General features: G+C 71.1%; 22 protein-coding genes and 1 pseudogene. 12 read left to right on the top strand and 11 right to left on the bottom strand.

Translation table 11 applies throughout. The features are described 5' to 3' along the window. Positions 1–90 precede the first annotated feature (90 nt). Positions 91–672: a hypothetical protein gene (locus ACQVFL_RS10105; RefSeq protein ID WP_431729229.1), complete on the top strand. Its 582-nt coding sequence runs from the start codon at positions 91–93 to the stop codon at positions 670–672. A gap of 121 nt (positions 673–793) precedes the next feature. Here ACQVFL_RS10105 and ACQVFL_RS10100 read toward each other — a convergent pair whose 3' ends face one another. Beyond that, complete coding sequence (locus ACQVFL_RS10100) at positions 794–1,828, bottom strand: aminotransferase class V-fold PLP-dependent enzyme (protein WP_431729228.1); 1,035 nt, start codon at positions 1,826–1,828, stop codon at positions 794–796. 193 nt (positions 1,829–2,021) lie between these two features. Next, positions 2,022–5,555 carry a DNA polymerase III subunit alpha gene (gene dnaE / locus ACQVFL_RS10095; RefSeq protein ID WP_396691045.1) on the bottom strand — a complete coding sequence of 1,178 codons (3,534 nt, stop codon included), beginning with the start codon at positions 5,553–5,555 and terminating at the stop codon, positions 2,022–2,024. Between the two features lie 859 nt (positions 5,556–6,414). On the opposite strand from dnaE, the gene ACQVFL_RS10090 reads away from it, so the two are divergent. Then, positions 6,415–6,564: a hypothetical protein gene (locus ACQVFL_RS10090; protein ID WP_431729227.1), complete on the top strand. Its 150-nt coding sequence runs from the start codon at positions 6,415–6,417 to the stop codon at positions 6,562–6,564. Positions 6,565–6,657: 93 nt separating this feature from the next. On the opposite strand, the gene ACQVFL_RS10085 is transcribed toward ACQVFL_RS10090, so the two are convergent. Continuing rightward, complete coding sequence (locus tag ACQVFL_RS10085) at positions 6,658–8,235, bottom strand: MDR family MFS transporter (protein WP_396691049.1); 1,578 nt, start codon at positions 8,233–8,235, stop codon at positions 6,658–6,660. 77 nt (positions 8,236–8,312) lie between these two features. Further along, positions 8,313–8,930: a TetR family transcriptional regulator gene (locus tag ACQVFL_RS10080; RefSeq protein WP_396691051.1), complete on the bottom strand. Its 618-nt coding sequence runs from the start codon at positions 8,928–8,930 to the stop codon at positions 8,313–8,315. A 140-nt stretch (positions 8,931–9,070) separates the two neighbouring features. Between ACQVFL_RS10080 and ACQVFL_RS10075 the strand changes: the two genes are divergently transcribed. The 4 genes from ACQVFL_RS10075 to ACQVFL_RS10060 all read left to right on the top strand — a co-directional run bounded on the left by ACQVFL_RS10075 (position 9,071) and on the right by ACQVFL_RS10060 (position 13,066). Then, on the top strand, positions 9,071–9,412 hold the full coding sequence (locus ACQVFL_RS10075; RefSeq protein ID WP_117229241.1) for a PadR family transcriptional regulator: 342 nt from the start codon (positions 9,071–9,073) through the stop codon (positions 9,410–9,412). Further along, positions 9,409–10,356, top strand: a complete 948-nt coding sequence (locus ACQVFL_RS10070) for a permease prefix domain 1-containing protein (protein WP_431729226.1) — start codon at positions 9,409–9,411, stop codon at positions 10,354–10,356. Before ACQVFL_RS10075 ends, ACQVFL_RS10070 begins: the two co-directional genes overlap by 4 nt. A 138-nt stretch (positions 10,357–10,494) precedes the next feature. Then, complete coding sequence (locus tag ACQVFL_RS10065; RefSeq protein WP_176093276.1) at positions 10,495–11,091, top strand: LemA family protein; 597 nt, start codon at positions 10,495–10,497, stop codon at positions 11,089–11,091. 7 nt (positions 11,092–11,098) lie between these two features. Then, complete coding sequence (locus ACQVFL_RS10060; RefSeq protein ID WP_396691055.1) at positions 11,099–13,066, top strand: M48 family metallopeptidase; 1,968 nt, start codon at positions 11,099–11,101, stop codon at positions 13,064–13,066. A gap of 8 nt (positions 13,067–13,074) precedes the next feature. Here the strand turns inward: ACQVFL_RS10060 and ACQVFL_RS10055 are convergent, their stop codons facing one another. Then, positions 13,075–13,683, bottom strand: coding sequence for a GNAT family N-acetyltransferase (locus ACQVFL_RS10055; RefSeq protein WP_431729225.1), 609 nt, complete (start codon positions 13,681–13,683; stop codon positions 13,075–13,077). Between the two features lie 40 nt (positions 13,684–13,723). Between ACQVFL_RS10055 and ACQVFL_RS10050 the strand changes: the two genes are divergently transcribed. The 4 genes from ACQVFL_RS10050 to ACQVFL_RS10035 all read left to right on the top strand — a co-directional run bounded on the left by ACQVFL_RS10050 (position 13,724) and on the right by ACQVFL_RS10035 (position 17,729). Further along, on the top strand, positions 13,724–15,004 hold the full coding sequence (locus ACQVFL_RS10050) for a sensor histidine kinase (protein ID WP_396691059.1): 1,281 nt from the start codon (positions 13,724–13,726) through the stop codon (positions 15,002–15,004). Continuing rightward, positions 15,001–15,699 (top strand): response regulator, encoded by a 699-nt coding sequence (locus ACQVFL_RS10045; RefSeq protein ID WP_396691061.1) that lies wholly within the window; start codon positions 15,001–15,003, stop codon positions 15,697–15,699. The genes ACQVFL_RS10050 and ACQVFL_RS10045 overlap by 4 nt, the downstream gene beginning before the upstream one ends. 78 nt (positions 15,700–15,777) lie before the next feature. Beyond that, on the top strand, positions 15,778–16,671 hold the full coding sequence (locus tag ACQVFL_RS10040; protein WP_396691063.1) for an ABC transporter ATP-binding protein: 894 nt from the start codon (positions 15,778–15,780) through the stop codon (positions 16,669–16,671). Next, the gene (locus ACQVFL_RS10035) at positions 16,668–17,729 is read left to right on the top strand and encodes an ABC transporter permease (protein ID WP_431729224.1); all 1,062 of its coding nucleotides are present in this window, start codon (positions 16,668–16,670) and stop codon (positions 17,727–17,729) included. The genes ACQVFL_RS10040 and ACQVFL_RS10035 overlap by 4 nt, the downstream gene beginning before the upstream one ends. A 140-nt stretch (positions 17,730–17,869) precedes the next feature. Here ACQVFL_RS10035 and ACQVFL_RS10030 read toward each other — a convergent pair whose 3' ends face one another. The 3 genes from ACQVFL_RS10030 to ACQVFL_RS10020 all read right to left on the bottom strand — a co-directional run bounded on the left by ACQVFL_RS10030 (position 17,870) and on the right by ACQVFL_RS10020 (position 19,879). After that, positions 17,870–18,814 (bottom strand): GNAT family N-acetyltransferase, encoded by a 945-nt coding sequence (locus ACQVFL_RS10030; RefSeq protein ID WP_431729223.1) that lies wholly within the window; start codon positions 18,812–18,814, stop codon positions 17,870–17,872. A 368-nt stretch (positions 18,815–19,182) separates the two neighbouring features. After that, positions 19,183–19,551 (bottom strand): DUF402 domain-containing protein, encoded by a 369-nt coding sequence (locus ACQVFL_RS10025; RefSeq protein ID WP_431729222.1) that lies wholly within the window; start codon positions 19,549–19,551, stop codon positions 19,183–19,185. Continuing rightward, the gene (locus tag ACQVFL_RS10020) at positions 19,511–19,879 is read right to left on the bottom strand and encodes a hypothetical protein (protein WP_431729221.1); all 369 of its coding nucleotides are present in this window, start codon (positions 19,877–19,879) and stop codon (positions 19,511–19,513) included. The genes ACQVFL_RS10025 and ACQVFL_RS10020 overlap by 41 nt, the downstream gene beginning before the upstream one ends. Positions 19,880–19,960: 81 nt before the next feature. Here ACQVFL_RS10020 and ACQVFL_RS10015 point away from each other — a divergent pair, with 81 nt between their 5' ends. Next, positions 19,961–20,149 (top strand): hypothetical protein, encoded by a 189-nt coding sequence (locus ACQVFL_RS10015; protein ID WP_431729220.1) that lies wholly within the window; start codon positions 19,961–19,963, stop codon positions 20,147–20,149. Positions 20,150–20,314: 165 nt separating this feature from the next. Beyond that, a complete protein-coding gene (locus tag ACQVFL_RS10010) occupies positions 20,315–20,725 on the top strand; it encodes a nuclear transport factor 2 family protein (protein ID WP_431729219.1) in 411 nt (136 codons plus the stop codon). A gap of 123 nt (positions 20,726–20,848) precedes the next feature. Here ACQVFL_RS10010 and ACQVFL_RS10005 read toward each other — a convergent pair. The 3 genes and pseudogenes from ACQVFL_RS10005 to ACQVFL_RS09995 all read right to left on the bottom strand — a co-directional run bounded on the left by ACQVFL_RS10005 (position 20,849) and on the right by ACQVFL_RS09995 (position 23,005). Further along, positions 20,849–21,874: pseudogene (locus tag ACQVFL_RS10005) on the bottom strand (MFS transporter). Further along, complete coding sequence (locus tag ACQVFL_RS10000; protein WP_431729808.1) at positions 21,871–22,134, bottom strand: hypothetical protein; 264 nt, start codon at positions 22,132–22,134, stop codon at positions 21,871–21,873. The pseudogene ACQVFL_RS10005 and the gene ACQVFL_RS10000 overlap by 4 nt, the downstream one beginning before the upstream one ends. Positions 22,135–22,255: 121 nt before the next feature. Then, on the bottom strand, positions 22,256–23,005 hold the full coding sequence (locus tag ACQVFL_RS09995) for a YebC/PmpR family DNA-binding transcriptional regulator (RefSeq protein ID WP_131053942.1): 750 nt from the start codon (positions 23,003–23,005) through the stop codon (positions 22,256–22,258). Positions 23,006–23,654 lie beyond the last annotated feature (649 nt).

The following is a 23,654-nucleotide window of genomic DNA, read 5'->3' as shown; positions in this document are numbered from 1 at the left end:
CCAGGGTCACCCCCCTAGTAAAGCCACCAGCGCCGGACGGCGTCGGCACCACACCCCCACGGTGCCCTACCCCCGAATGGAGCTACCCCCATGAACACCATGCTGCGCAACAGCGTCCTCGCCATCGCCGGACTCACCGTCGCCGGCGGCCTCGCCGCCGGACCCCTCAACCACGACACCACCACACCGACCAACCCCATCGCCGCCGCCGTCCAAGCCGACAAGCCCGACACCGGCACACTGATCCCACACGGCGTCCAAGGCACCCAGTCCCACATCGACCTGACCGACGAGCAGATCGACAACGCCAAGGCCATCATCGCCGCCACCAAGAAGGCCGACATGAACGAACGCGCCGCCGTCATCGCCATCGGCACCGCATTCCAGGAATCCAAGCTGGAGAACCTCGGCCACCTCGGCGCCCGCAACGACCACGACTCACAGGGCCTGTTCCAGCAACGCCCGTCCAGCGGTTGGGGCACGGTCGAACAGATCACCGACCCCGAATACGCCACCCTCGCCTTCCTCAAGGGCCTCAAGCAGGTCGACGGCTGGCAGGACATGCCGCTGACCGTCGCCGCGCAGACCGTCCAGGTCTCCGCGTTCCCCGACCACTACGCCCAATGGGAACAGCAAGCCGCCGACCTCGTCGCCGCACACTGGAACAGCTGACCCCCACCCGAACACGACAGCCGGCGCCCCCAGCCCGGGGGTGCCGGCCGTCAACGACTCCACCGCGTTAGGAAGGGCCCCCTGCTATACACCACGCGACAGCAGGGGACCCTTCCTTCCATCACAGCAAGGCGTTGAGGGCGAGGTCTACGTCCTCGGGGATGGTGTAGAGGTGGAAGGAGGCGCGAACCCGGCCCGCCCGGACGGCTGCGCGTACCCCGGCCCGTTCCAGCTTGTGCTCCGCGTCGGGCACCTCGACGGTGACGATGGCACTGTCGCCGGGCGGTCGCCCCAGGCCGGTGAGGAACCGGTTGGCCAGCGCCACGTTGTGCGCGTGCACCGCCGGCACCCCGATCTCCAGCAGCAGTTCCAGCGCCGGAGCAGCGCCGACCCAGGGGAACCAGGCCGGCGAGATGTCGAAACGGCGGGCGTCGTCGGCCAGCCGCAGCGGCGGCCCGTAGTAGGAGGCGTGCGGGTCGCGGCCCGCGTACCAACCGGCGGCGTCGGGCCGCAGCCGCTCCCGCAGGGCCGGATCGAGGTACGCGAACCCGGTGCCCCGGGGACCCATCAGCCACTTGTAGCCGCCGGCCACGACCACGTCGGCCCGGCTCGCGTCGAACGGCAGCCAGCCGCACGCCTGGGTGGCGTCCACCGCGACGAGCGCGCCGTGCGCCCGGGCCGCCGCGACGATCTCGTCGTACGCGGCCACCGTCCCGTCGGCGGACTGCACCAGGCTGAACGCCACCAGATCGGTGTCGTCGTCGATCGCGTCGACGAGCCCGGCCGGCGGTACGGTGCGCACCTGCACGCCCCGCTCCTCCTGCACCAGCCAGGGGAAGAGGTTGGAGGTGAACTCGACCTCGGGGACCACCACCCGTGCCCCGGCGGGCAGTGCGGCGGCGACCGGAGCCAGCATCTGGGAGACGACCGCGCCGACCGACACGTCGGTCACCGGCACGCCGACCATCTGGGCGAACGCCGCCCGGGACCGATCGGTCGCCTCGCTCCAGCCCTCCCAGGAGCCGCGTCCGGCCCGCCACGCCGCGAGCGCGTCCTGCAACGCCTCCCACGCCGGGTCCGGCGGCAGCCCGTAACTGGCGGTGTTCAGCCACCCGGGCTGCGGTTGCCACAGTTTCTGTGCCTGTTCCAGTTCCACGCCCCGACGTTAGCCCTGCTCACACCCGCTCCCCAGCGCCAATCCGCGCACCCTGGCTCCCGATCCCCAGCCCGAACGCTCCGGGCCCGCTCCGAACGCTCCAGGCCCCCGGCCGGAACGCTCCGGGCGACATCCGAACGCTCCGACCTGCACCCGAACGCTTCGGGCCTGGGTTCGTGCAGGCCGACCCGGGTCAGCTCACGTTGGCGGGACCGAGCACGCTCTTGAGGTCACCCATCAGGGCGGTGGTGGGGGCGACGCGGAACAGGCCCAGTCGCCAGGTCTCGACCCGGCCGCTGCGGTGCAGCTTCACGTGCACCTCGGTGTCGCCGGGATGCAGCAGCAGGGTCTCCTTGAGCCGGTCGGCGAGCGGTGGCGTGAGTCGGTTGACCGGGATCGTCAGGGTGACCGGTTTGCTCGCCGGGTTGCTGCTGACGTCCGGCAGTTGCATGTCCATCGCCATGATGCGCGGGGTGTCGTCGCGCCGGTCGATCCGGCCCTTGACCACCACGATGGCGTCCTCGGCGATGTACTGCCCGATCACCTCGTAGGTGTTCGGGAAGAACAGCGCCTCCACCCCACCGGCGAGATCCTCCAGGGTCGCCGAGGCCCACGCCCGGCCCTGCTTGGTGACCCGCCGCTGCACGCCGGAGAGGATGCCGGCGAGCGTGACCACCGCGCCGTCGGGCACGGTGCCCTCCTCGGACAGGGTGGCGATGGTGCAGTCGGCCGCCGCGTTCAGCACGTGCTCCAGACCGAACAGCGGGTGGTCGGAGACGTACAGGCCGAGCATCTCGCGTTCGAACGCGAGCTTGTCGCGCTTGTCCCACTCGCCGTCGCTGATGACGGGCATGACCGTCGTGGTGGTCGCGGTCTCGGTGTCGCCGAAGCCCGAACCGAAGAGGTCGTACTGGCCGACGGCCTCCTTGCGTTTGACGTCGGCGTACGCGTCGATGGCGTCGGCGTGCACGGTGAGCAGCGCCTTGCGCGGGTGCTTGAGCGAGTCGAACGCCCCGGCCTTGATCAGCGATTCGATGGTCTTCTTGTTGCAGACCACCGCGTCCACCTTGGACAGGAAGTCGTAGAAGTCGGCGTACTCGCCCTTCTCGTCGCGGCACCGCATGATCGCCGCCACCACGTTGGCGCCGACGTTGCGGATCGCGCCGAGACCGAAGCGGATCTCCTTGCCGACCGGGGTGAACGGCCCGGCGGAGGTGTTCACGTCCGGCGGCAGCACCTGGATGCCCATCCGGCGGCACTCGGACAGGTACATGGCCATCTTGTCCTTGTCGTCGCCGACGGAGGTCAGCAACGCCGCCATGTACTCGGCCGGGTAGTGCGCCTTCAGGTACGCGGTCCAGTACGACACCAGCCCGTACGCGGCCGAGTGCGCCTTGTTGAAGGCGTACCCGGCGAACGGGACCAGCACGTCCCAGACCTTCTGGATGGCCTCGTCGGAGTAGCCGTGTTCGCGGCAGCCGTCCCGGAACGGGCCGAACTCCTTGTCGAGGATCTCCTTCTTCTTCTTGCCCATCGCCCGGCGCAGCAGGTCGGCCTGGCCGAGCGTGTAGCCGGCGAGGATCTGGGCGGCGCGCTGCACCTGCTCCTGATAGACGATCAGGCCGTAGGTGGGGGCGAGGATCTCCCGCAGCGGCTCCTCCAGCTCCGGGTGGATCGGGGTGATCTCCTGGAGGCCGTTCTTGCGCAGCGCGTAGTTGGTGTGCGAGTCCACGCCCATCGGGCCGGGACGGTACAGCGCCAGGACCGCCGAGATGTCCTCGAAGTTGTCCGGCTTCATCATCCGCAGCAGTGACCGCATCGGCCCGCCGTCGAGCTGGAACACGCCCAGGGTGTCGCCCCGGGCCAGCAGCTCGTACGCGGCCTTGTCGTCCAGCGGCAGGGCCAGCAGGTCCAGTTCCTTGCCGTGGTTGAGCTGGATGTTCTTGACCGCGTCGTCGATGATGGTCAGGTTCCGCAGGCCGAGGAAGTCCATCTTCAACAGCCCGAGCGACTCGCACGTCGGGTAGTCGAACTGGGTGATGATGACCCCGTCGGAGTCCCGGCGCATCAGCGGGATGTGGTCGACGATCGGCTCGGCGGACATGATCACGCCGGCGGCGTGCACCCCGGTCTGCCGGATCAGACCCTCGATGCCCCGGGCGGTGTCGATGACCTTCTTGACGTCGGCCTCGGACTCGTACATGCCGCGGATCTCGCCGGCCTCGGCGTACCGGGGGTGCTTCGGGTCGAAGATGCCTTCGAGCGGGATGTCCTTGCCCATCACGGCCGGTGGCATGGCCTTGGTGATCCGGTCACCGACCGCGTACGGGTAGCCGAGCACCCGCGCCGAGTCCTTGATCGCGGCCTTCGCCTTGATGGTGCCGAAGGTGGCGATCTGGGCGACCTTGTCCTCACCCCACTTGTCGGTGACGTACTTGATCACCTCACCGCGCCGACGCTCGTCGAAGTCGATGTCGACGTCGGGCATGGAGACGCGCTCGGGGTTGAGGAAGCGCTCGAAGATCAGCCCGTGCGGGATCGGGTCCAGGTCGGTGATGCCCAACGCGTACGCGACCAGCGAACCGGCCGCCGAACCCCGTCCGGGGCCGACCGCGATGCCCTGGTTCTTGGCCCACTGGATGAAGTCGGCCACCACGAGGAAGTACGACGGGAAGCCCATCTGGATGATGACGCCCAGCTCGTACTCGGCCTGCACGACATGGCCCTCGGGGATGCCCTGCGGGTAGCGGCGGCCCAGGCCGGCGAAGGTCTCCTTGCGGAACCACGACTCCTCGGTCTCGCCCTCGGGCACCGGGAAGCGCGGCATCAGGTTGTGGAACTCGAACATCCCGGCCGGGTCGACCCGCTCGGCCACCAGCAGCGTGTTGCGGCAGCCCTCCAGCCAGACGTCGGAGCGGTCCACGTCGCGCATCTCGTCGGCGGACTTGATGTAGTAGCCGCTGCCGCCGAACTTGAACCGGTTCGGGTCGGCGACGTTGCTGCCGGTCTGCACACAGAGCAGCACGTCGTGCGCCTCGGACTGCGCCTCGTGCGTGTAGTGCGAGTCGTTGGTGACCACCGGCGGGATACCGAGCTTGCGGCCGATCTCGACCAGCCCGTCCCGGACCTTCTTCTCGATGTCCAGGCCGTGGTCCATCAGCTCCAGGAAGTAGTTCTCCTTGCCGAAGATGTCCTGGTACTTCGCGGCGGCTTCGAGCGCCTGCGCGTCGTGGCCCAGCCGCAGCCGGGTCTGCACCTCGCCGGAGGGGCAGCCGGTGGTGGCCATCAGGCCATCGGCGTACTCGGCCAGCAACTCGGCGTCCATCCGGGGCCACTTGACGAAGTAGCCCTCGGTGTACGCCTTGCTGGTCAGCGTGAACAGGTTGTGCAGGCCGGTCTTGTTGCGCGCCCAGATCGTCTTGTGCGTGTAACCGCCGCTACCCGAGACGTCGTCGCTCTTCTGCTCCGGCCGACCCCAGCGCACCCGCTTCTTGTGATAGCGCGACTCCGGCGCGACGTACGCCTCGATGCCCAGGATCGGGGTGACCCCGGCGGCCATGGCCTGCTTGTAGAAGTCGTTCGCGCCGTGCATGTTGCCGTGGTCGGTCATCGCCACGGCCGGCATCCCCTGCCGTTTGACCTCGGCGAACAGGTCCTTGAGACGGGCCGCACCATCGAGCATCGAATACTCCGTGTGCACGTGCAGATGCGCGAACGAATCGCCCACGGAGCCCCCCGGGTCGGATGATCGAGACGGTCGGGGCTAACCCTAACCCTGCCGCCGGAGACCGTTCCAGCGCGCCGCGCGCCCCCGGTCCGCCGGGGTGTCGCGGATCATGCCGGGCCGGTCCGCGCGGCCGACCGCACCGACCCGACAAGGTGGTGGGCGGGCCCCACAGGCTGCCCCGTCGGCCAGGTCCGTCACCGGGTACGGCCCGGCCGTCCGGCAGCTCACCGACGGCGCGTACCCGCACCAGCCGGTCGCCCTCCATCCGCCGCAGCAGCCGGGCCTCGTCCAGGAAGCGTTCCGGACGCGTACGTCGTGATGCCCGTTCTCGGCAAGCACCTTGATCCGCCACGCGGGCGTCCAGTCCCGAGGCGTAACACCAGCCACACGGTCGCGAACGCCGCCACGCCCAGCAGCCGCTCCACCCCATACACCCCGAACCCCGCAGGCATCCCCACCACCCCGCCCTCCCCCACCACCCGACACCAGCCCCGCCGATCATGGAGTTGCGGCAGTTCCATAACGCGCATATCAGCACATATCAACAACCTCAACTCCATGATCGATTCGGCTACGGAACCCCAACTCCATGATCGACGAAGCCGGACAACGAAAAGCCGGGCTGGCGCAGCCAGCTCCCCGCCGGACCGTCCACACCAGAGCGCGCAATGCCGAGAAGTGGGCGGGTGATGCAGATGACCAAGGAGTTCGTGCCCCCGACACCGTCCTTCCCGTCATCAGAACTTCTTGATCAACCGGGGCCAGCCCCGCAGGGCGGGAGGCGTCCTGCTGATTTTCAAGCATGGTCGACTGGTCCCGGTGTTCACCGCCAGCGCGTACCTGGTGCGGGTGGTCCCGGGTGGCGTCGTTCACCGGCCACCCGATCCGGCCCGGCGTCGGCGGCTTCCAGGTGGGCCCGGCGGCCTACGTCGAGCGCACCTTCCGGCAGGGCACCACCTGCTGGCCGACCGCGAACAAGAAGGGCCGCGCGCGCAGGACGGGCAGGTGAGTAGGACGGCCCCGGGCGCGACAATGCCGCGCGAGCGGGCAGGACCGATCGCCCCGGGCGGCAGTGCCCGGGGCGATCGGCGGTCGGTGGCGATCAGTGCGTCGGCAGGCCGGCCTCCTGGCGGGCCCGCTCGTCGCCGCTGACGGTGTGCAGCGCCTTCTCGCGGATGAACAGCACGGCGACCAGGGCGAGGAACGCGATCGGCGCGCCGATGAGGAACAGTTCGGAGGTGGCGGTGGCGTACGCGTCGCGCACGATCACCAGCACCGGCTCGGGCAGCGCGGAGAGGTCGGGTACCTCGGTGGTGCCGCCGTCGGCGGGGGCCGCCGCCGGGCCGAGCTGCGCGGTCATCAGGCCGGTGACCCGGTTGGCCAGGACCGCGCCGAGGGCGCTCACCCCGATCGCGCCACCCATGCTGCGGAAGAAGGTCAGCACGGAGGTGGCCGCGCCCAGTTCGTGGGCGGGTACGTCGTTCTGCGCCGCCAGCACCAGGTTCTGCATGAGCATGCCGACGCCGGTGCCGAGGATCGCCATGTAGGTGAAGAGCAGTGGCAGCGGGGTGTCGGTGCCGATGGTGGACAGCAGGAGCATGCCGACGACCATCACGGCGGCCCCGGCCACCAGGTACGCCTTCCACCGGCCGTACTTGGTGATGAGTTGGCCGGCGACCGTGGAGGAGACGAGCAGTCCGAGGATCATCGGCAGGCTCATCAGTCCGGCGATGGTCGGTGACTTGCCCAGCGAGGTCTGGAAGTACTGGGACAGGAACACGGTGCCGCCGAAGAGGGCGACGCCGACCAGCATGCTGGCGATGGTGGTCAGCGCGACGGTCCGGCTGCGGAAGATCTTGAGGGGGATGATCGGCTCGGGGACCCGGGCCTCGACCCAGATCGCCGCGCCGAGCAGCGCCAGGCCGCCGACGACCATCAGCGCGGTCCAGCCGGAGGCCCAGGCGAACTTGTGCCCGGCCAGCGAGGACCAGATCAGCAGCGTGGACACCCCGGCGGTGATCAGGGCCGCGCCGGCCCAGTCGATGCGTACCCGGCGTCGGGTGACCGGCAGGTGCAGGGTGCGCTGGAGCAGCACGATGGAGACGATGCTGAACGGCACACCGATCAGGAAGCACCAGCGCCAGCCCAGCCAGGAGGTGTCGACGAGGACGCCGCCGATCAGCGGTCCGGCGATGGTGCCGACGCCGAAGACGGCGCCGAAGATGCCGGCGTAGCGGCCGAGTTCGCGCGGCGGGATCATGGCCGCCATCACGATCATCGCCAGCGCGGTCATGCCGCCCGCGCCGATGCCCTGCACCACCCGGCTGAACAGCAGCACCTCGACGGTGCGGGAGAGTCCGGCGATCAGCGAGCCGACCACGAACAGGCCGAGGGAGAGCTGGATGAGCAGCTTCTTGCTGTAGAGGTCGGCCATCTTGCCCCAGAGCGGCACGGTGGCGGTCATCGCCAGCAGCTCGCTGGTCACGATCCAGGTGTAGACGGTCTGGCTGCCCTGCAGGTCGGCGATGATGCGGGGCAGCGCGTTCGCCACCACCGTCGAGGCGAGAATCGCCACGAACATGCCGACCATCAGCCCGGAGAGGGCCTGGAGGATCTCCCGGCGGGACATCGCGCCGCCACCCGACTCGGGGGCGTCGATCGGCTCGGTTGTTGCGGTCATGGACGCTTCCTCACGCGTGGTTCTGCCCGGGGCACGGTCGCGCCCGGGGGTGGTGGCAGGTCGGTGTGCGGCGGCGGTCAGCCGGTACGCGGGTCGGGCACTCCCGCCGCGACGGTGGCGAACGCCTCGTCGAGCAGCGCGGCGAGGGAGCCGACGCCGTCGCAGGTCGCCCAGCGGATCATCGCGGTACGCAGTGCGGCTCCGGCGACCGCGACGACGAGCGCCGGGTACGCGTCGGTGGCCGGACATCCGGTCCGGGCGGCGACCGCCTCGACCAGCGCCCGTTCGGTGACCGCGTTGCCGGAGATCAGGCGGGCCAGCAGCACCGGGTGTTGGCTGACCACCCGCATCCGCAGCAGTGACAGTTCGGCGTTGCCCTGCACCTCGTCGACGACCTCGGAGAAGGCGCGCCGGAGCGCCTCCAGCGCCGGCAGGTGCGCGGGTGCGGCGGCGAACGCGGCCAGCACCACCTCCCGGTCGGCCTCGGTGTCGCCGATCAGGGCGTCGTCCTTGGTCGGGAAGTAGTTGAAGAAGGTCCGCGAGGAGACGTCGGCCGCCTCGCTGATCTCTTCGACGGTGACCTGGTCGAGTCCGCGTTCGGCGACCAGGCGCAGCGCGGCGGTGGCGAGGGCGGCCCGGGTCTGCCGCTTCTTGCGGTCGCGTCGGCCCAGCGAGGTCGAGTCTTCCGAGGTCACGGCAGAACTGTAGAACCAAAGATGCAGTCTCTGCAAAGTTTTATCTTGTGACGTGAAACGCCTCGTCCCGACACCATGTCGTGCAGCAGACACTATTGCGAGTTGGACAATGCTGTGTGGCACACACTATCGTGTGGCGCATGGTCAGCGACGACGTCCTGCGGACACACCTCCAGGAGCTACGCCGGGGAACGGTGGTGGTGGCCAGCCTGGTCGCGCTGCGCCGACCCGACTACGGCTACGCGCTCCTGCAACGACTCACCGGGCACGGCTTCCCGGTGGACGCCAACACCCTCTATCCACTGCTGCGTCGGCTTGAGGAGCAGGGGCTCCTGAGCAGCGAGTGGAACACCGAGGAGAGCCGGCCGCGCAAGTTCTACCGCACCAGCGAGTCCGGCGAGCAGGTGCTGCGCCGACTGCTCGACGACCTCTCCGCCGTGCAGACCTCCCTCACCGACCTGATCGAAGGAGCCCCGCGATGACGACCTCCCTGACCGACCGGTATCTCGCCGCGACGCTGCGTTCCGTGCCGACCGGACGGCGTGCGGAGATCGCCGACGAGCTGCGCGCGTCGATCGCCGACATGATCGACGGCCGGACCGCCGCCGGGCTCGACGCCACCACCGCCGAGCGCGAGGTGCTCACCGAGCTGGGCGACCCGGCACAGTTGGCGGCCCGCTACCACGACCGGAGACTCCAGCTCATCGGCCCGGAGTACTACCCGGCCTGGCAACGCCTGATGATCGTGCTGCTGAGCACCGTGCCCGCCGTGGTCGGCGTGCTGATGGGCGTGCTGGAGACCACCACCGCCGAGAACCCGGCCGGCGCCATCGGCGAGGGCATCGGGGCGGCGTTCAACGTCGCGGTGCACATCGGCTTCTGGGTGACGCTGGTCTTCGCGGTGATGGAACGGCTGGGCACCCCGCTGCACCTGCCGGAGTGGACCGTCGACCACCTGCCCGAGGAGCCCGTCGAGCGGGACGTCACCCTCACCGACACGGTGGCCTCGATCGTGTTCCTCGGCCTCACCATCGCCTTCCTGCCCTGGCAGCAGTTCCAGCGGGTGATCGGTGACGGCGGCGACCGGCTGCCGATCCTCGACCCGGCGCTCTGGACGTTCTGGCTGCCGGTGTTCCTCGTGGTCCTGGTCGCCAGCATCGGTCTGGAGTTCGCCAAGTACCGGGCCCGCCGGTGGACCTGGCCGCTGGTCGGCGTCAACGTCCTGCTCAACCTGGGCTTCGCGGGTCCGGCGATCTGGCTGTTGCAGGAGGAACGGCTGCTCAACCCGGAGTTCGTCGACCGTTTCACCTGGCTGAGCGACGGCGGCCTCGCCATGGTCAGCCGGATCAGCATCGTGGTGATCGCCGCGATCGCCCTCTGGGACATCGGCGACAGCGCGGTCAAGGCGTACCGGGCCGGACGCTGATCCGACAGTCGGGTGCGGGCGGGACGCATGGCGGTCCCGCCCTCACCGGGCGTACACCTCAGGGGAGAACGGGCAGCTCTGGACTGTCGCCCGTACGATCATGAGCGCTGGAACCGACGTGCAACCGAGGGAGCGGCCATGGAACTGATCATCGGATTGCTGTGTCTGGTGGTGATCGTCGTAGCAGTGCTCGGCTTCGGCGTGTCGATCTACAACGGGCTGGTCCGGGCCCGCAACGCGTACCGCAACGCCTTCGCCCAGATCGACGTGCAACTGGTCCGCCGGCACGACCTGATCCCCAACCTGGTGGAGACCGCCAAGGGATACCTCAAGCACGAGCGGGAGACGCTGGAGGCGGTCATCTCGGCGCGTAACAACGCCGTCAACGCGCAGACCGCCGCGTCGGCCGCTCCCGGCGACCCGGCGGCGATGCAGCAGCTCAGCGGCGCGGAGAACGCGCTGAGCGCGACCCTGGGCCGACTGTTCGCGCTCTCCGAGGCATACCCGGACCTCAAGGCCAACCAGAACATGATGCAGCTCTCCGAGGAGCTGACCTCCACGGAGAACCGGGTCGCCTTCGCGCGGCAGGCGTACAACGACTCGGTGATGGCCTACAACAACAAGCGCGAGGTGTTCCCCGCGAGCATGCTGGCCGGGATGTTCTCGTTCGGTCCGGCGGCGCTGTTCCAGCCGGACGACCCGACGCAGCGCAACGCCCCGCAGGTGTCGTTCTGAGGAACCGATGAACTTCTTCGAACGACAGCGTCAGGTCCGCCGGCTGTCGACCCGGCTGGTCCTGCTGTTCGTCCTGGCCGTGGTCGGCATCGTGGTGGTGGTGAACCTCGCGACGGTGTTCGCCTTCAACGTCGGCACCAGCAACCCACCCCAGCTCGCCGGGCTGGTCGTGATGGTCACCCTGGCCACCGTCGCCGCGATCGGGCTGGCCGCGACGGTGCGTACGCTCACGCTGCGCGGCGGTGGCGGGAAGGTGGCCCGCGAGCTGGGCGGGGTGCCGGTGCCGGCGGACACCACCGACCCGGAGCTGCGGCGGCTGCGCAACGTCGTCGAGGAGATGGCGCTGGCCTCCGGCGTACCCGTGCCCGAGGTCTACATCCTGCCCGAGGAGACCGCGATCAACGCCTTCGCGGCGGGCTGGAGCCCGTCCGACGCGGCCGTCGCGGTCACCCGGGGCGCGCTGCAACGACTCAACCGCGACGAACTCCAGGGAGTCATCGCCCACGAGTTCAGCCACGTGGTCAACGGCGACATGCGGCTCAACATCCGGCTGATGGGCCTGCTGTTCGGCATCCTGTTCCTGACCGTGGTCGGTCGGGGCCTGGCCCGTGCCGGCGCCCTCGGCGGACGGAGCCGCAGCAGCAACAACAACGGCGGTGCCCTGCCGTTCATGCTGGTCGGGCTGGCGTTGCTGGTGGCCGGGTACATCGGGGTGCTCGCCGGTCGGCTCATCCAGGCGTCGGTGTCCCGGCAGCGGGAGTACCTCGCCGACGCCTCCGCCGTGCAGTTCACCCGGCAGACCAGCGGCATCGCCGGGGCGCTGAAGAAGATCGGTGGCCTCTCCGACGGCTCCGAGTTGCGCACGCCCAAGCGCGACGAGGTGGGGCACATGCTCTTCGGCGCGGCGGGCCGGGCGTCCTGGCTCGCCACCCACCCGCCGCTGGCCAAGCGGATCCAGGCGCTGGAACCCTCGTTCGACCCGAACGAGCTGCGGCAGCTCGCCCAGCGCTGGGCCGCCGCACCGCCGTCGGGCCGGCAGGAGGACATCGCCCTCGGCCTGGCCCCGAGCGGTCCCGGCGACGCGCCCGCCCGCCGGGACTCCGCCGGACCGGCCGCCGCGACGCTGCCGGTGGAGGGCACCCGGGTACGCGTCGCGCCGGCCGAGATGCTGGGCCGGGTGGCCGCACCCACCGAGACGGCGTACACGCACGCCGCGGCGATCCTCGACCGCATCCCGCAACCGCTGCTGGTCCGGGCCCGCAACCGGGACTCGGCCGCGCCGCTGGTGCTCGGGCTGCTGCTCGCCGCCGAGCCCGAGGTCCGGCGGCACCAGCACGAGGCCATCGCCCGCCAGCACGGTCCGGCGCTCGCCGACGCCGCCCTGCGGGAGGCCGGTGAGCTGGCCGGTCTGCATCCGATGCTCCGGCTGCCCCTGGCCGAGTTGGCGTTCCCGGCCCTGCGCGCCCGCACCGACGCCGAACTCGAATCGCTGATGGCGGCCGTGTTCACGCTGATCCACGCCGACGGCGCGATCAACGTGTCCGAGTACTGCCTGTCCCGGCTGCTGCTGGCCGAGATCCAGGAGTCGCTCAAGCCGGACTCCCGGTGGCGCACCGACCGCCGTACGCTCACCGACGCCCGCTCCGCGGCGGGTTACCTGCTGGCCATCCTGGCCCAGGTCGGGCACGGCGACCGGGCCGCCGCCGAGCAGGCGTTCCAGGCCGGTGTCGCCACCCTGCTGCCCGGCACCGCCCTGCCGTACGCGCCGCCGGAGAACGGCGTCCTGGCGTTGGAGACCGCCTGGCCGGTGCTGGACGGGCTGCGGCCGGGCGACAAGGAGCGGCTGGTCGCAGCCGTGGTGGCGGTGATCAGCCACGACGGGATGATGACCGTGCCGGAGATCGAGCTGCTGCGGACCATCTGCGGCCTGCTGCACTGCCCGCTACCGCCGATGGCCGGCGACGGCGTCGGCTGACCGCCGCGTCACCCGCCGGTCGGGGCCGTCAGGGGCCCGACCGGCGTGGTGCCCGTACACCGGTCCCGCCACTCACGAGCCAGCAGCGCGTAGATCACCTCGTCGGCCCACTCCCCCTTGACGTACTCGTTCTCCCGCAGGTGGGCCTCGCGCCGCATACCCAGCCGGGCCAGCACCTGGGCGGAGGCGGTGTTGCGGGCGTCCAACCGGCCGACGACCCGGTGCAGGTCGCACCGGTCGAAAGCCAGCGCAAGCATGGCCTGGGCCGCCTCGGTCGCGTAACCGCGTCCCCGGTGGTCCGGATGCAGCAGGTAGCCGATCTCGCCCTGCCGGTGCGCCGCGCTGGTCCAGCACAACAGCACGTCGCCGACGAGTTGCCCGGTCTCCCGCAGCACCACCGCCAACTGGATCGCGTCGCCCTGTTCCCGCAGCGCGGTCCGCTGCTGCCGCCGCGCCAGCACCTCGCGGATGCCGTCGAGGTCGGCTGGTGCCTCGCTGTAGAGGTAGCGGTGGACGGCCGGGTCGCCGAAGTAGGCGTGCAGGTCGGTCACGTCGGCGGGCTGGAAGGCCCGCAGGTGCAGTCGCTCGGTCTCGATCGGCAGGTCAGGCGTGAACACCGGGGCAGGCTACCCGGTGGCGGGATGGCATTCTCACCTGGTGACCACCGAGAGCAGCGACGACTGGCGGCGGCCGGGCCCCACGCCCGAGCAGCAGCGCCTGGACCTCTACGCCGGGCTGGCCGCGACGGTCATCGCCCTGCTCAGCCTCACGCTGGCCCGCAGCACCGGTACGTTCCTGCTCGGGCCGCCGCCGTCCGGGCTCGAACAGATCCTCTGGACCGTCGCGGTGCCCCTGCCGTTGATCTGGCGACGCCGGTACCCGGTCGCCACCGCGCTGGCCGTGTCGGCCGCGTTCATCGGCGCGCAGGTCCGGGCCGTCCCGGAGTGGCAGCTCTCCCAGTGGGCGCTGTTCGCCGCCATCTTCACGCTCGGCGCGTGGGGGCCGAACCGTCGGCTGTCCCGGCGGCTGCGGATCGGCATCATCGGCGCCATGTTCGCCTGGCTCGGCATCGCGTACGCGATCAGCCTCGACGAGATCACCCCGGACAGCTTCGAGAACGCGCTCGGGCCGGTGCCGCCGGTGCTCGCCGCGATCGTCACCGGTCTGCTGATCAACGTGTTGTTCTTCGGGTTCGCGTACTTCTTCGGGGAGACCGCCTGGATCGCGGCCCGGCGGCAGCACGAGCTGGCCGAGCAGGCCGAGCAGTTGCGCCGGTCGCAGGCGGAGGCCCGGCAGCACGCGGTGGTCGGCGAGCGGGTCCGGATCGCCCGGGAGCTGCACGACGTGGTCGCCCACCACGTGTCGGTGATGGGTGTGCAGGCGGCGGCCTGCCGCCGGGTCTTCGACAAGGACCCGGCGAAGGCGCGGACCGCGCTCGCCTCGATCGAGGAGTCGGCCCGGACCGCGGTGGACGAGTTGCGCCGGATGCTCGGGGTGCTGCGGGCCCGCGACAACGGCCCGGAGGGCACCGGCCAACCCGCCGGGGTCGACCGGATCGCCGCCGTGGTGGACCGGGCGCGGGAGGCTGGCCTACACGCCACGCTGGGGGTGTACGGCGACCCGACGCCGCTGCCCGAGTCGGTGTCCCAGGCCGCGTACCGGGTGGTGCAGGAGGCGGTGACGAACGTGTTGAAGCACGCGAGCGGGGCGACCCTGCTCGATGTCCGGGTCCGTTATCTGGCCCAGGAGATGGAGGTCGAGGTGACCGACGACGGTCGGGCCACCCGCCCGGCGAACGACGACGGGTTGGGACTGGTCGGGATGCGGGAACGGGTCACCACCCACGGCGGGGAGTTGGAGGTGGGCCCGCGTACCGGTGGTGGGTGGCGGGTGCGCGTCCGCTTCCCGCTGCCGCTGACGGCCGGGAGCGCGACGTGACCGGGGCGACGCCGCCGGTCCGGGTGCTGCTCGCCGACGATCACCACCTGGTGCGGACCGGCTTCCGGGTGATCCTGGAGATCGAGGACGACATCGAGGTGGTCGGCGAGGCCGCCGACGGGGAACGGGCGGTCGCGATGGCCCGGGCGCTGCGCCCGGACGTGGTGCTGATGGACGTGGAGATGCCCGGCGTGGACGGGTTGGAGGCGACCCGTCGGATCAGCACCGAGTCGGACGAGCCGGGCGGTCCGGCGGTGCTCATGCTGACCACGTTCGACCGGGACGACTACCTGTTCGCCGCGCTGCGCGCCGGGGCGAGCGGGTTCCTGCTCAAGAACGGCACGCCGGAGGCGCTGGTCGACGCGATCCGGGTGGTGGCCCGGGGCGACGGTCTGCTCGCCCCGGAGCTGACCCGTCGGGTGATCGCCACGTTCGCCCGGCCGGGAGGTCCGGCCGGGACGGTGGGTGGCCCCACCCCGGAGGAGGCGCTGCGCGACCTGACCCCCCGGGAGCGGGAGGTGCTGGTCCTGGTGGCCGGCGGTGCCAGCAACGCCGAGATCGCCGGAGCCCTGCATCTGGGCGAGGCGACCGTGAAGTCGCACGTCAGCCGGGTGCTGGCAAAGCTGGGCCTCCGCGACCGGGTGCAGGCGGTGGTCTTCGCGTACGAGCAGGGGGTGGTGCGCCCGGGCGGATGACCTCCATCCGGAGGTGGAGTCCGGATTTCCGTCGACGGACGGAGGGCAATCGATGATCACGCTTCTAGCGTGGAGTGCGTGACCACGGTACTCCGCCTCGACGGCGTCGACCGCAGCTTCGGCGACCGTCAGGTGCTCAAGAATGTGTCCTTCGATGTCGTCGCCGGTCGGATGACCGGCTTCGTCGGCGGTAACGGCGCCGGCAAGACCACCACCATGCGGATCATCCTCGGCGTGCTCGCCGCCGACTCCGGCCGGGTGACGTGGCGGGACGCGCCGCTGACCCGACAGGTCCGGGGGCGGTTCGGCTACATGCCCGAGGAACGCGGTCTCTACCCCAAGATGAGCGTCCGCGAGCAGGTGGTCTATCTGGGCCGGCTGCACGGGCTGACCGCCGAGGGCGCCCGGCGCGCCACCGACGACCTGCTGGAGCGGGTCGGCCTCGGTGAGCGCGGCGACGACCTGCTGGAGACGCTGTCGCTGGGCAACCAGCAACGCGCCCAGATCGCCGCCGCCCTGGTGCACGACCCCGAGGTGCTGGTGCTAGACGAGCCGTTCTCCGGGCTGGATCCGATGGCCGTGGACACGGTCGTGGCCGTGCTGCGCGAGCGGGCCGCCGCCGGTGCGCCGGTGCTCTTCTCCAGTCACCAGTTGGACGTCGTCGAACGGCTCTGCGACGACCTGGTGATCATCGCTGACGGTGCGATCCGGGCTGCCGGCAGCCGCGACGAGTTGCGTGCCGCGTACACCACGCCCCGCTACGAGCTGGTGGTGGAGACCGACGCCGGTTGGTTGCGGGACCAGCCCGGCGTGACCCTGGTCGACCTGGACGGCGCCCGCGCCGTCGTCGACCTGACGCCCGGGACGGACGAGCAGGTCGTGTTGCGCGCCGCGCTGGAGCGTGGCGCGGTCCGCGCGTTCCGACCGGTCACGCCCTCCCTCGCCGAGATCTTCCGAGAGGTCGCCCAGTGAACACCATGCAGGCCACCCGACTGGTCGCCGCCCGCGAGATCCGGGTCAAGCTGCGCGACCGCACCTTCCTGATCAGCACGGTCGTCTTCCTGCTGATCGCCGCGGCGGCGACCATCCTGCCGCCGCTGTTCTCCGGCGGGCCGTCCAGCGTGGCGACGACCGAGGCGGCGGCGGCTCCGCTGCGCGCGGCCGGTCTGGAGGTACGCGTCGTCCCCGACGACGACGCCGCCGAGCAGGCCGTACGCGACGGTGACGCGGACGCCGCAGTCGTCGCCGGCCCGAGGGTGCTGGCCATGAACGACGCCCCCAACGACGTGGTCAACGCGTTGAGCACCCGGCCTCCGGTCGAGTTGCTGAACCCGGACGCGATCGACCCGGTGCTGGCGTTCCTGGTGCCGTTCGCCTTCGCGTTCATCTTCTTCATCACCTCGCAGACGTTCGGCGTGCAGATCGCGCAGAGCATCATCGAGGAGAAGCAGACCCGGATCGTGGAGATCCTCGTCGCGGCCGTACCGGTCAAGGCGTTGCTGGCCGGCAAGATGCTCGCCGGCACGATCCTCGCGCTCGGCCAGATAGCCCTGGTCGCCCTGGTCGCGGTGGCCGGCATGGCGTTCAGCGGCAGTACCGACATGCTCTCCCTGCTCGGCCCGGCGATCGGCTGGTTCATCCCGTTCTTCCTGCTCGGCTTCGTGCTGATCGCGGCCATGTGGGCGGCGGCCGGTGCGCTGGTCAACCGGCTGGAGGACATCGGCGGGGTGTCGACGCCGGTGCAGCTCGCGGTGATGCTGCCGTTCTTCGGGGTGGTCTTCCTCAACGACAACCCCACCGCGATGACGGTGCTGTCCTACCTGCCGTTCTCGTCGCCGACGGCGATGCCGCTGCGGCTGTTCGCCGGGGACGCGGCGCTCTGGGAGCTGTTCGCCTCGCTGGTGCTGCTGCTGGTGGCGGCGGCCGGGTTCCTGCTGGCCGGGGCCCGCGTCTACGAGGGGTCGCTGTTGCGGACCAACGGCCGCACCTCGCTGCGGACCGCCTGGCGGGAGCGCGAGACGATCGGCTGACCGCACGACGCCCGTCACGCGTCGGCGTCCCTGCACGGGGTCGCCGGCGCGTCGCCGTCAGCGGCCACGTCCGACCTTGAGGTGCGGCAGGTCGTGCGGTCAGCGGCCACGTGCGGCCTGGAGCACGGCAGGTCGTGCCGTCAGCGCCCGCAGGCGACCTTGAGCTGCGGCAGGTCGCGGGTGAACTCCCGGAAGCCGACACCGAGGTACATGTTCCGGGCGGCCGGGTGGGCCGGTGCGCCGAGGCAGGCCACCAGCGCCCGGCGTGCCCCGGCCGCGCGGGCGCGGTGCATCCCGTAGAGCTGCAACGCGGAGCCCAGCCCTCGCCGCCGGAAGTCCCGGTGGGTGCCGACCGGCTCGAACTCCGCGGTCCGCGTCGCCTCGTCGTACCAGACGATCGCGGTCGCGGCGAGCCTGCCGTCCGATGCCTCGACCAGCACGTGCAGGTCGGCGCGGTAGGGCCAGGTCCGCTGCACCCGCGCGCAGGCGGTGTCGGTGAAACTCGACCGGTGCCAGGCGTCCCGGTGCGCCCGGGCCAGGGCCGCCACCGACAGGTGCTCGGCGGTACGCAGCCGGAAACCCTCGGGCAGCACCGGCTCCGGCACGTCGACCAACTCCCGCGCGTTGAACTGGATCCAGGAGCCGCTGTCCGAGCCGGTCTCGGCGTCGAACGCGTACCCGTGGGCGGCCACGGCGGCCCGCGACGCCGCGTCCCCGACCTGCACGGTCAACGCGCGGTCGACGTCGCCGGCCACCTCGTCGTACCAGTCGAGGACCTCGGTCAGCAGCTCCGTCCGGTCCGGATGCGCCTGCCAGATCAGGTTGGCCCGGGTGACCTCGCGGAACGTCCCGTCACTGCGCGCCACCCGGTGCGGCAGGTACGCCCACCCCCACGCGGCCAGCCGGTCGTCGACGAACCACAACCGGTGCAGCCAGTACCGGTGCAGGGCGTCGTGGTCCTTGGCCCAGCCCCAGGCCAGCTCACCGACGGTCGCCTCGCCGTTGACCAGCTCCGGCCGCCGGGCCATCACCTGCTGGGCCAACCCCTGCATCAACCGCAGCTCGTGCAGACCGAGATCCGTCATCCGGGCACCCTCGCAGGGCCCCGGCCGGGCTGTCGAGGCATTTCGTGCCGAGTCGGGCCGCGGGTCGGCCGCCCGAGGTCAGCGTCTCGCGCCGCCCGAGGTCCGTCGGGTTGCCGAGGTCCGTCGGGTTGCCGAGGTCCGTCGGGTTGCCGAGGTCCGTCGGTCGCTGAGGCGTCGCTCGCTGAGGTGCGTCGGTTGGCCGCCGAGGTCAGCGCGTCGGTCATCGTCGTCCGTCGGTCATCGTCGTCCGTCGGTCATCGTCGTCCGTCGGTCATCGTCGTCCGTCGGTCATCGTCGTCCGTCGGTCATCGTCGTCCGTCGGTCATCGTCGTCGGGTCGGCCGCCGACGTCGGGTCGGCCGCCGACGGTCAGCAGGGGACGGCGGCCCAGCCGGCGGGCAGGCGCGGCGTCGGCCAGGCCGGGTCGGGCCGCCAGGCCGCCCAGGACTCGTCCCACCAACGCTCACCGGCGTCGAGCAGGGCGGCGATCCGGTCGCCTTCGGCGCGGATCGTCTCCCCCATCCCCGGGTAGCACCCCTCCACCAGCCGCTGGGCGAACATCTCCACATCCTTGAAGACGTACCGGTCGGCGTCCGCCGACCACCACAGGTCCAGCTCGTGGTCGAGGGTGTCGACCCCGATCGGGGTACGCCGGAACGGCTCCTGGAGGTTGAAGCACCACCCGGCGAAGACGCGCTTACGGACCGGACCAGAACACGTCGACCGAGTGGGCCTCACCGGGGCGCTGGAGCATCAGTTTGCCGTGCCCGGTCCAGGCGGTGTGCCCGGCCGTCTGCCACGGGTGCCGCCCGCACGGGAAGACACCCTCGTCGGGGAACCCGAACTCGGCTCCCGGCGGCAGGTAGAGCGCCAGCAGGTCGGCGGAGTCCTCGACGCAGATCGTCGGCACGGCGAACCAGACCTCGCGGACCGGCCCTTGATCACGCTCGATCCGGGATCGAGTGCCTTCCCCCGCCCGCCGAGACCACTCGATCCTGGATCGAGCGGACCGTGACGCCGGACGCGGCACCTCGCCGAGCATGATCTCCCGCTGCGGCGGCTGCATGCGGTATATCAGCACCTGCCCGAGCGGCCCCGCTGGACGTGTCGGGCGTGCGCGCGGGGCTGGCCCTGTCCGGCGGCCCGGATGCTGCTGCGGGTCGGGTACGACCTGGACCGGGTCGGCCTCACCGTCTATCTTGCCCGCCAGTTGTTCGACGCCACCGGCGACCTGTTTCGGCTGGCCGAGGGCGCGCCACCGCCACCCGGCGAGTTGTTCGACCGCTTCCTGTCCTGGGCGACCCCGCAGTCATGGCAGCAGCCGCAGGCCGGGTGACCGACACAGGCCGGGCGGTTGCCGCAGGCCGGGCGGTTGCCGCAGGCCGGGCGGTTGCCGCAGGCCGGACGACCTCACGGACTGCGGCGGCAGCCCCCTGCACCAGCCGGAATGTCACCCGTGGCTGGTACAAGTCCAACACCCACCGACCGGAGGAGCAGGATCATGGACGTACGTGACGCGGCCCAGCGATGGGCCGACGCCTGGGCCACGGGTTGGCCCGCCCAGGACGGGGAACGCATCGTCGAGTTGCAGGCCGAGCAGGGCGACCACTGGGCGTCGATGTTCCGCGCCTGCCGGGGCCGAGCCGGGCTGCGCGCCTACGTCGAGGAGTGCTTCGGCGAGGAGACCCGCCCGGCCGAGGTCTGGTTCGGCGTGCCCCGGGTCGACGGCGACACCGCGACGGTCGAGTACTGGGCGATCACCTACCCGTACGACCAGCCGGTCACCCTCTCCGGCTGCACGGTGGTCCGCTTCGACGCCGACGGCCTGGTCACCGAGTCCCGCGACTACTCGCACGCCAAGGAGGGCCGCATCCCCCCGCCCACCGGCCTGTTCGCCGACCACCACCCGTGAATCTTGGGACGGTTTCCGCTCTCGAAACGGAACTGTCCAAGATTTCTGAGTCAGCGACGCCGGAAGCGCGGATCCGCCTGGCAAAGGACGCGGCGGAGCCCTCGAGGAAGGGCCAGCGGCGGCTCAGTTCTCGGGGAGGGTGCGCATGGTGCGCAGTGGGGAGAAGACGACCCAGAGGACCCCGAACAGGGCACCGATCCGGCGACCCCGAGGGCGGGCCGTACCCCGACCGTGGCGCCGAGTGCCCCGCCGACCAGGGCGCCGATCGGACGGATGCCGTGGTTGACGGTGCGCCGGAAGCCGGAGACCACGGCGAGCATCGCCACCGGGGTGGCCGCGATCTGCACCGAGCCGACCGCGATGTCGAGATCATGACGCCCAGCGCGGAGACGAACTCGGCGGCGAACAGCAACGCGAGCACCACCGGCTGCGGTCCCGTGGCGAGCGGCACGAGCAGCAGCGGAGCCGGGAAGACGACGAACCCGAGCAGCACTGCGGGGCCGATCCCGATGCGGCGGCTGACCGGGCCGGTGACCGCCGCACCGAGCAGCCCGCCGACCGCGCCGGCTCCGATGGCCAGGCCCAGGAGGCCGGGAGAGACGCCCAGCTCGGTCGTCACGTACAACGCGAAGAGCGCGGCGAACATGTGGTTGAACAGGTTCAGCGTGGTGGTGCCGAGCAATGTCGCCCGGAGCACCTCGGAGCAGGCCACGTACCGGACACCGGCGGCCATGCCCCGGGCGGAGTCGCCGCCCACCGGGTGTTCGGTGACCCTGGTCCGGCTCAGGAAGACCGCCGACACCAGGTAGGTGACGACGCCGGAGATGAGCGCGATTGGGGCGGTGAGCACCTGCACCAGCACGCCGCCGACGCTCGGACCGGCCACGTGCGCCATGGCCCGACTGCCGTTGACCAGACTGTTCGCGTCCACGTAGTCCGACCGCCGGACCAGTGCGGCGAACAGTCGGCGGGCCCGACGCCGACGGCGAGCAGGGCCAGCAGCGGTACGGCGAGCATGGTGATCTGGTCGCCGAACAGCGAGACGGTCTGCGCGGACCAGTAACGGCGAAACGCCGTCTCGCGGAGCAGCCGTGGGACGCGCGACCGGGGCGGCGGCGCGGCTTCGGCCAGGACGAGCAGTTCGGTCACGTCCCGTCTCCGCCCGCCGGTTCTGCCCGGGCGACGCCCGGGGTAGCGCCATCTGCACGAACGTCACCGGGCGGGACCCGGGCGGGCGTTTCGCCGGGTCGGCGATCCGGGCCAGCAGTGCGTCGACCGTCTCCGTGATCTCGCACAGCTCGGCGGCGGTGACGTGCAGCAACACGTCGCCGAAGCCGGCGGCGGCCCGCCACTGCGCGGGCTCGTCGGCGGCTGAGGAAGAGGCGCGGGGCGATCTCCTGGTTGGTCAGGCCGGCGCGGACCAGCTCGGCGATCTCCCGTTCCCGCTGCGGTCGGTGGCCTGAACGCCGGACGGCCCGTCCCCGTTGATCGGGGACGGGCCGTTCCGGTGTGCGCCGGTCGGGCGGCAGGTCAGCCGACCGCCTCCATCACCTCGTCGCTGACGTCGAAGTTGGCGAAGACGTTCTGCACGTCGTCGCTGTCCTCCAGCACGTCGATCAGCTTGAAGATCTTGCGCGCGCCCTCCTCGTCCAGCGGCACGGTGACGCTGGGGATGAGCGAGGACTCGGCCGACTCGTACTCGATGCCGGCGTCCTGGAGCGCGGTGCGGACGGCGATCAGGTCACCCGGCTCGGAGACCACCTCGAACGCCTCGCCCAGGTCGTTGACCTCCTCGGCCCCCGCGTCGAGGACCGCCAGCATCACGTCGTCCTCGGTGGTGCCTGCCTTCGGCACGATCACCACGCCCTTGCGGGAGAACATGTACGACACCGAACCGGCGTCGGCGAACGAGCCGCCGTTGCGGGTCAGCGCGGTGCGTACCTCGGTGGCGGCGCGGTTGCGGTTGTCGGTCAGACACTCGATGAGCAGTGCGACGCCGTTCGGGCCGTACCCCTCATACATGATCGTCTGGTAGTCGGCGCCGCCGGCCTCCAGGCCGGAGCCGCGCTTGACCGCCCGGTCGATGTTGTCGTTCGGGACCGAACTCTTCTTGGCCTTCTGGATGGCGTCGAACAGGGTCGGGTTGCCGGCCGGGTCACCGCCACCGGTCCGCGCCGCGACCTCGACGTTCTTGATCAGCTTGGCGAACATCTTGCCGCGCTTGGCGTCGATGACCGCCTTCTTGTGCTTGGTCGTCGCCCACTTTGAGTGGCCGGACATCTGTTACCTCCGTTGCTACCCGCCGTCTGCATCGACCGCACCGCGCACGCCCCGCTCCGCACCCGCGCACGCGGTGGTGCCGGTCAGCTCTGGTGGAAGCCGTGGCGGCCAGAAGGCCCTGCCGAATCTCGACAATCCTACCGACGTGCGACGGGTGGTCGTCACCCGCCGCACGTCGGCCGCCGGCCTGATCGCCCGAGCTTCACAGATCAGACAAAAGCCACCGACGAACGTGCCCGCGACCACCTGCCGGACTCGGCGGAGCTGGCCGACCACCAGGTGGCCGAGCTGCACCGGCGTCGACAGGGTGATCCGGTGGTCGACGCGTTCGGCGAACGCCTCGCCGTGACCGTGGGGACACCCTTCACCTCCCGGTGGGAGCGCCGTCCGGTGGCGGTGCGGGCCAACGGCGTGCGCTTGGTTGCGGCATCGGCGAGGTCGGGCGACTGCGCCTGGCGTACGAGACGCTCGACCTCGCCGACGACGGCCAGCGGTGCTGGTCCACCTGCCCGCCGACGCCGCCTGCGCCGAGGCGCTGGACCACCTACTGGGCCGACGTCCCGGCGTCCTGCGCTCGGTGGCCGGCTGAGTCCGACGCCCTGCGCCCGTCGCGGGCTGCTTCGGCGCCCTGCGGACGGCGGGCAGCACC

Origin of the sequence: Verrucosispora sp. TAA-831, assembly GCF_050780145.1 — a bacterium.
Classification (GTDB): domain Bacteria; phylum Actinomycetota; class Actinomycetes; order Mycobacteriales; family Micromonosporaceae; genus Micromonospora.
Note: the sequence above shows the minus strand (reverse complement) of the source record. Positions and strands in the feature narration are given on the sequence as shown.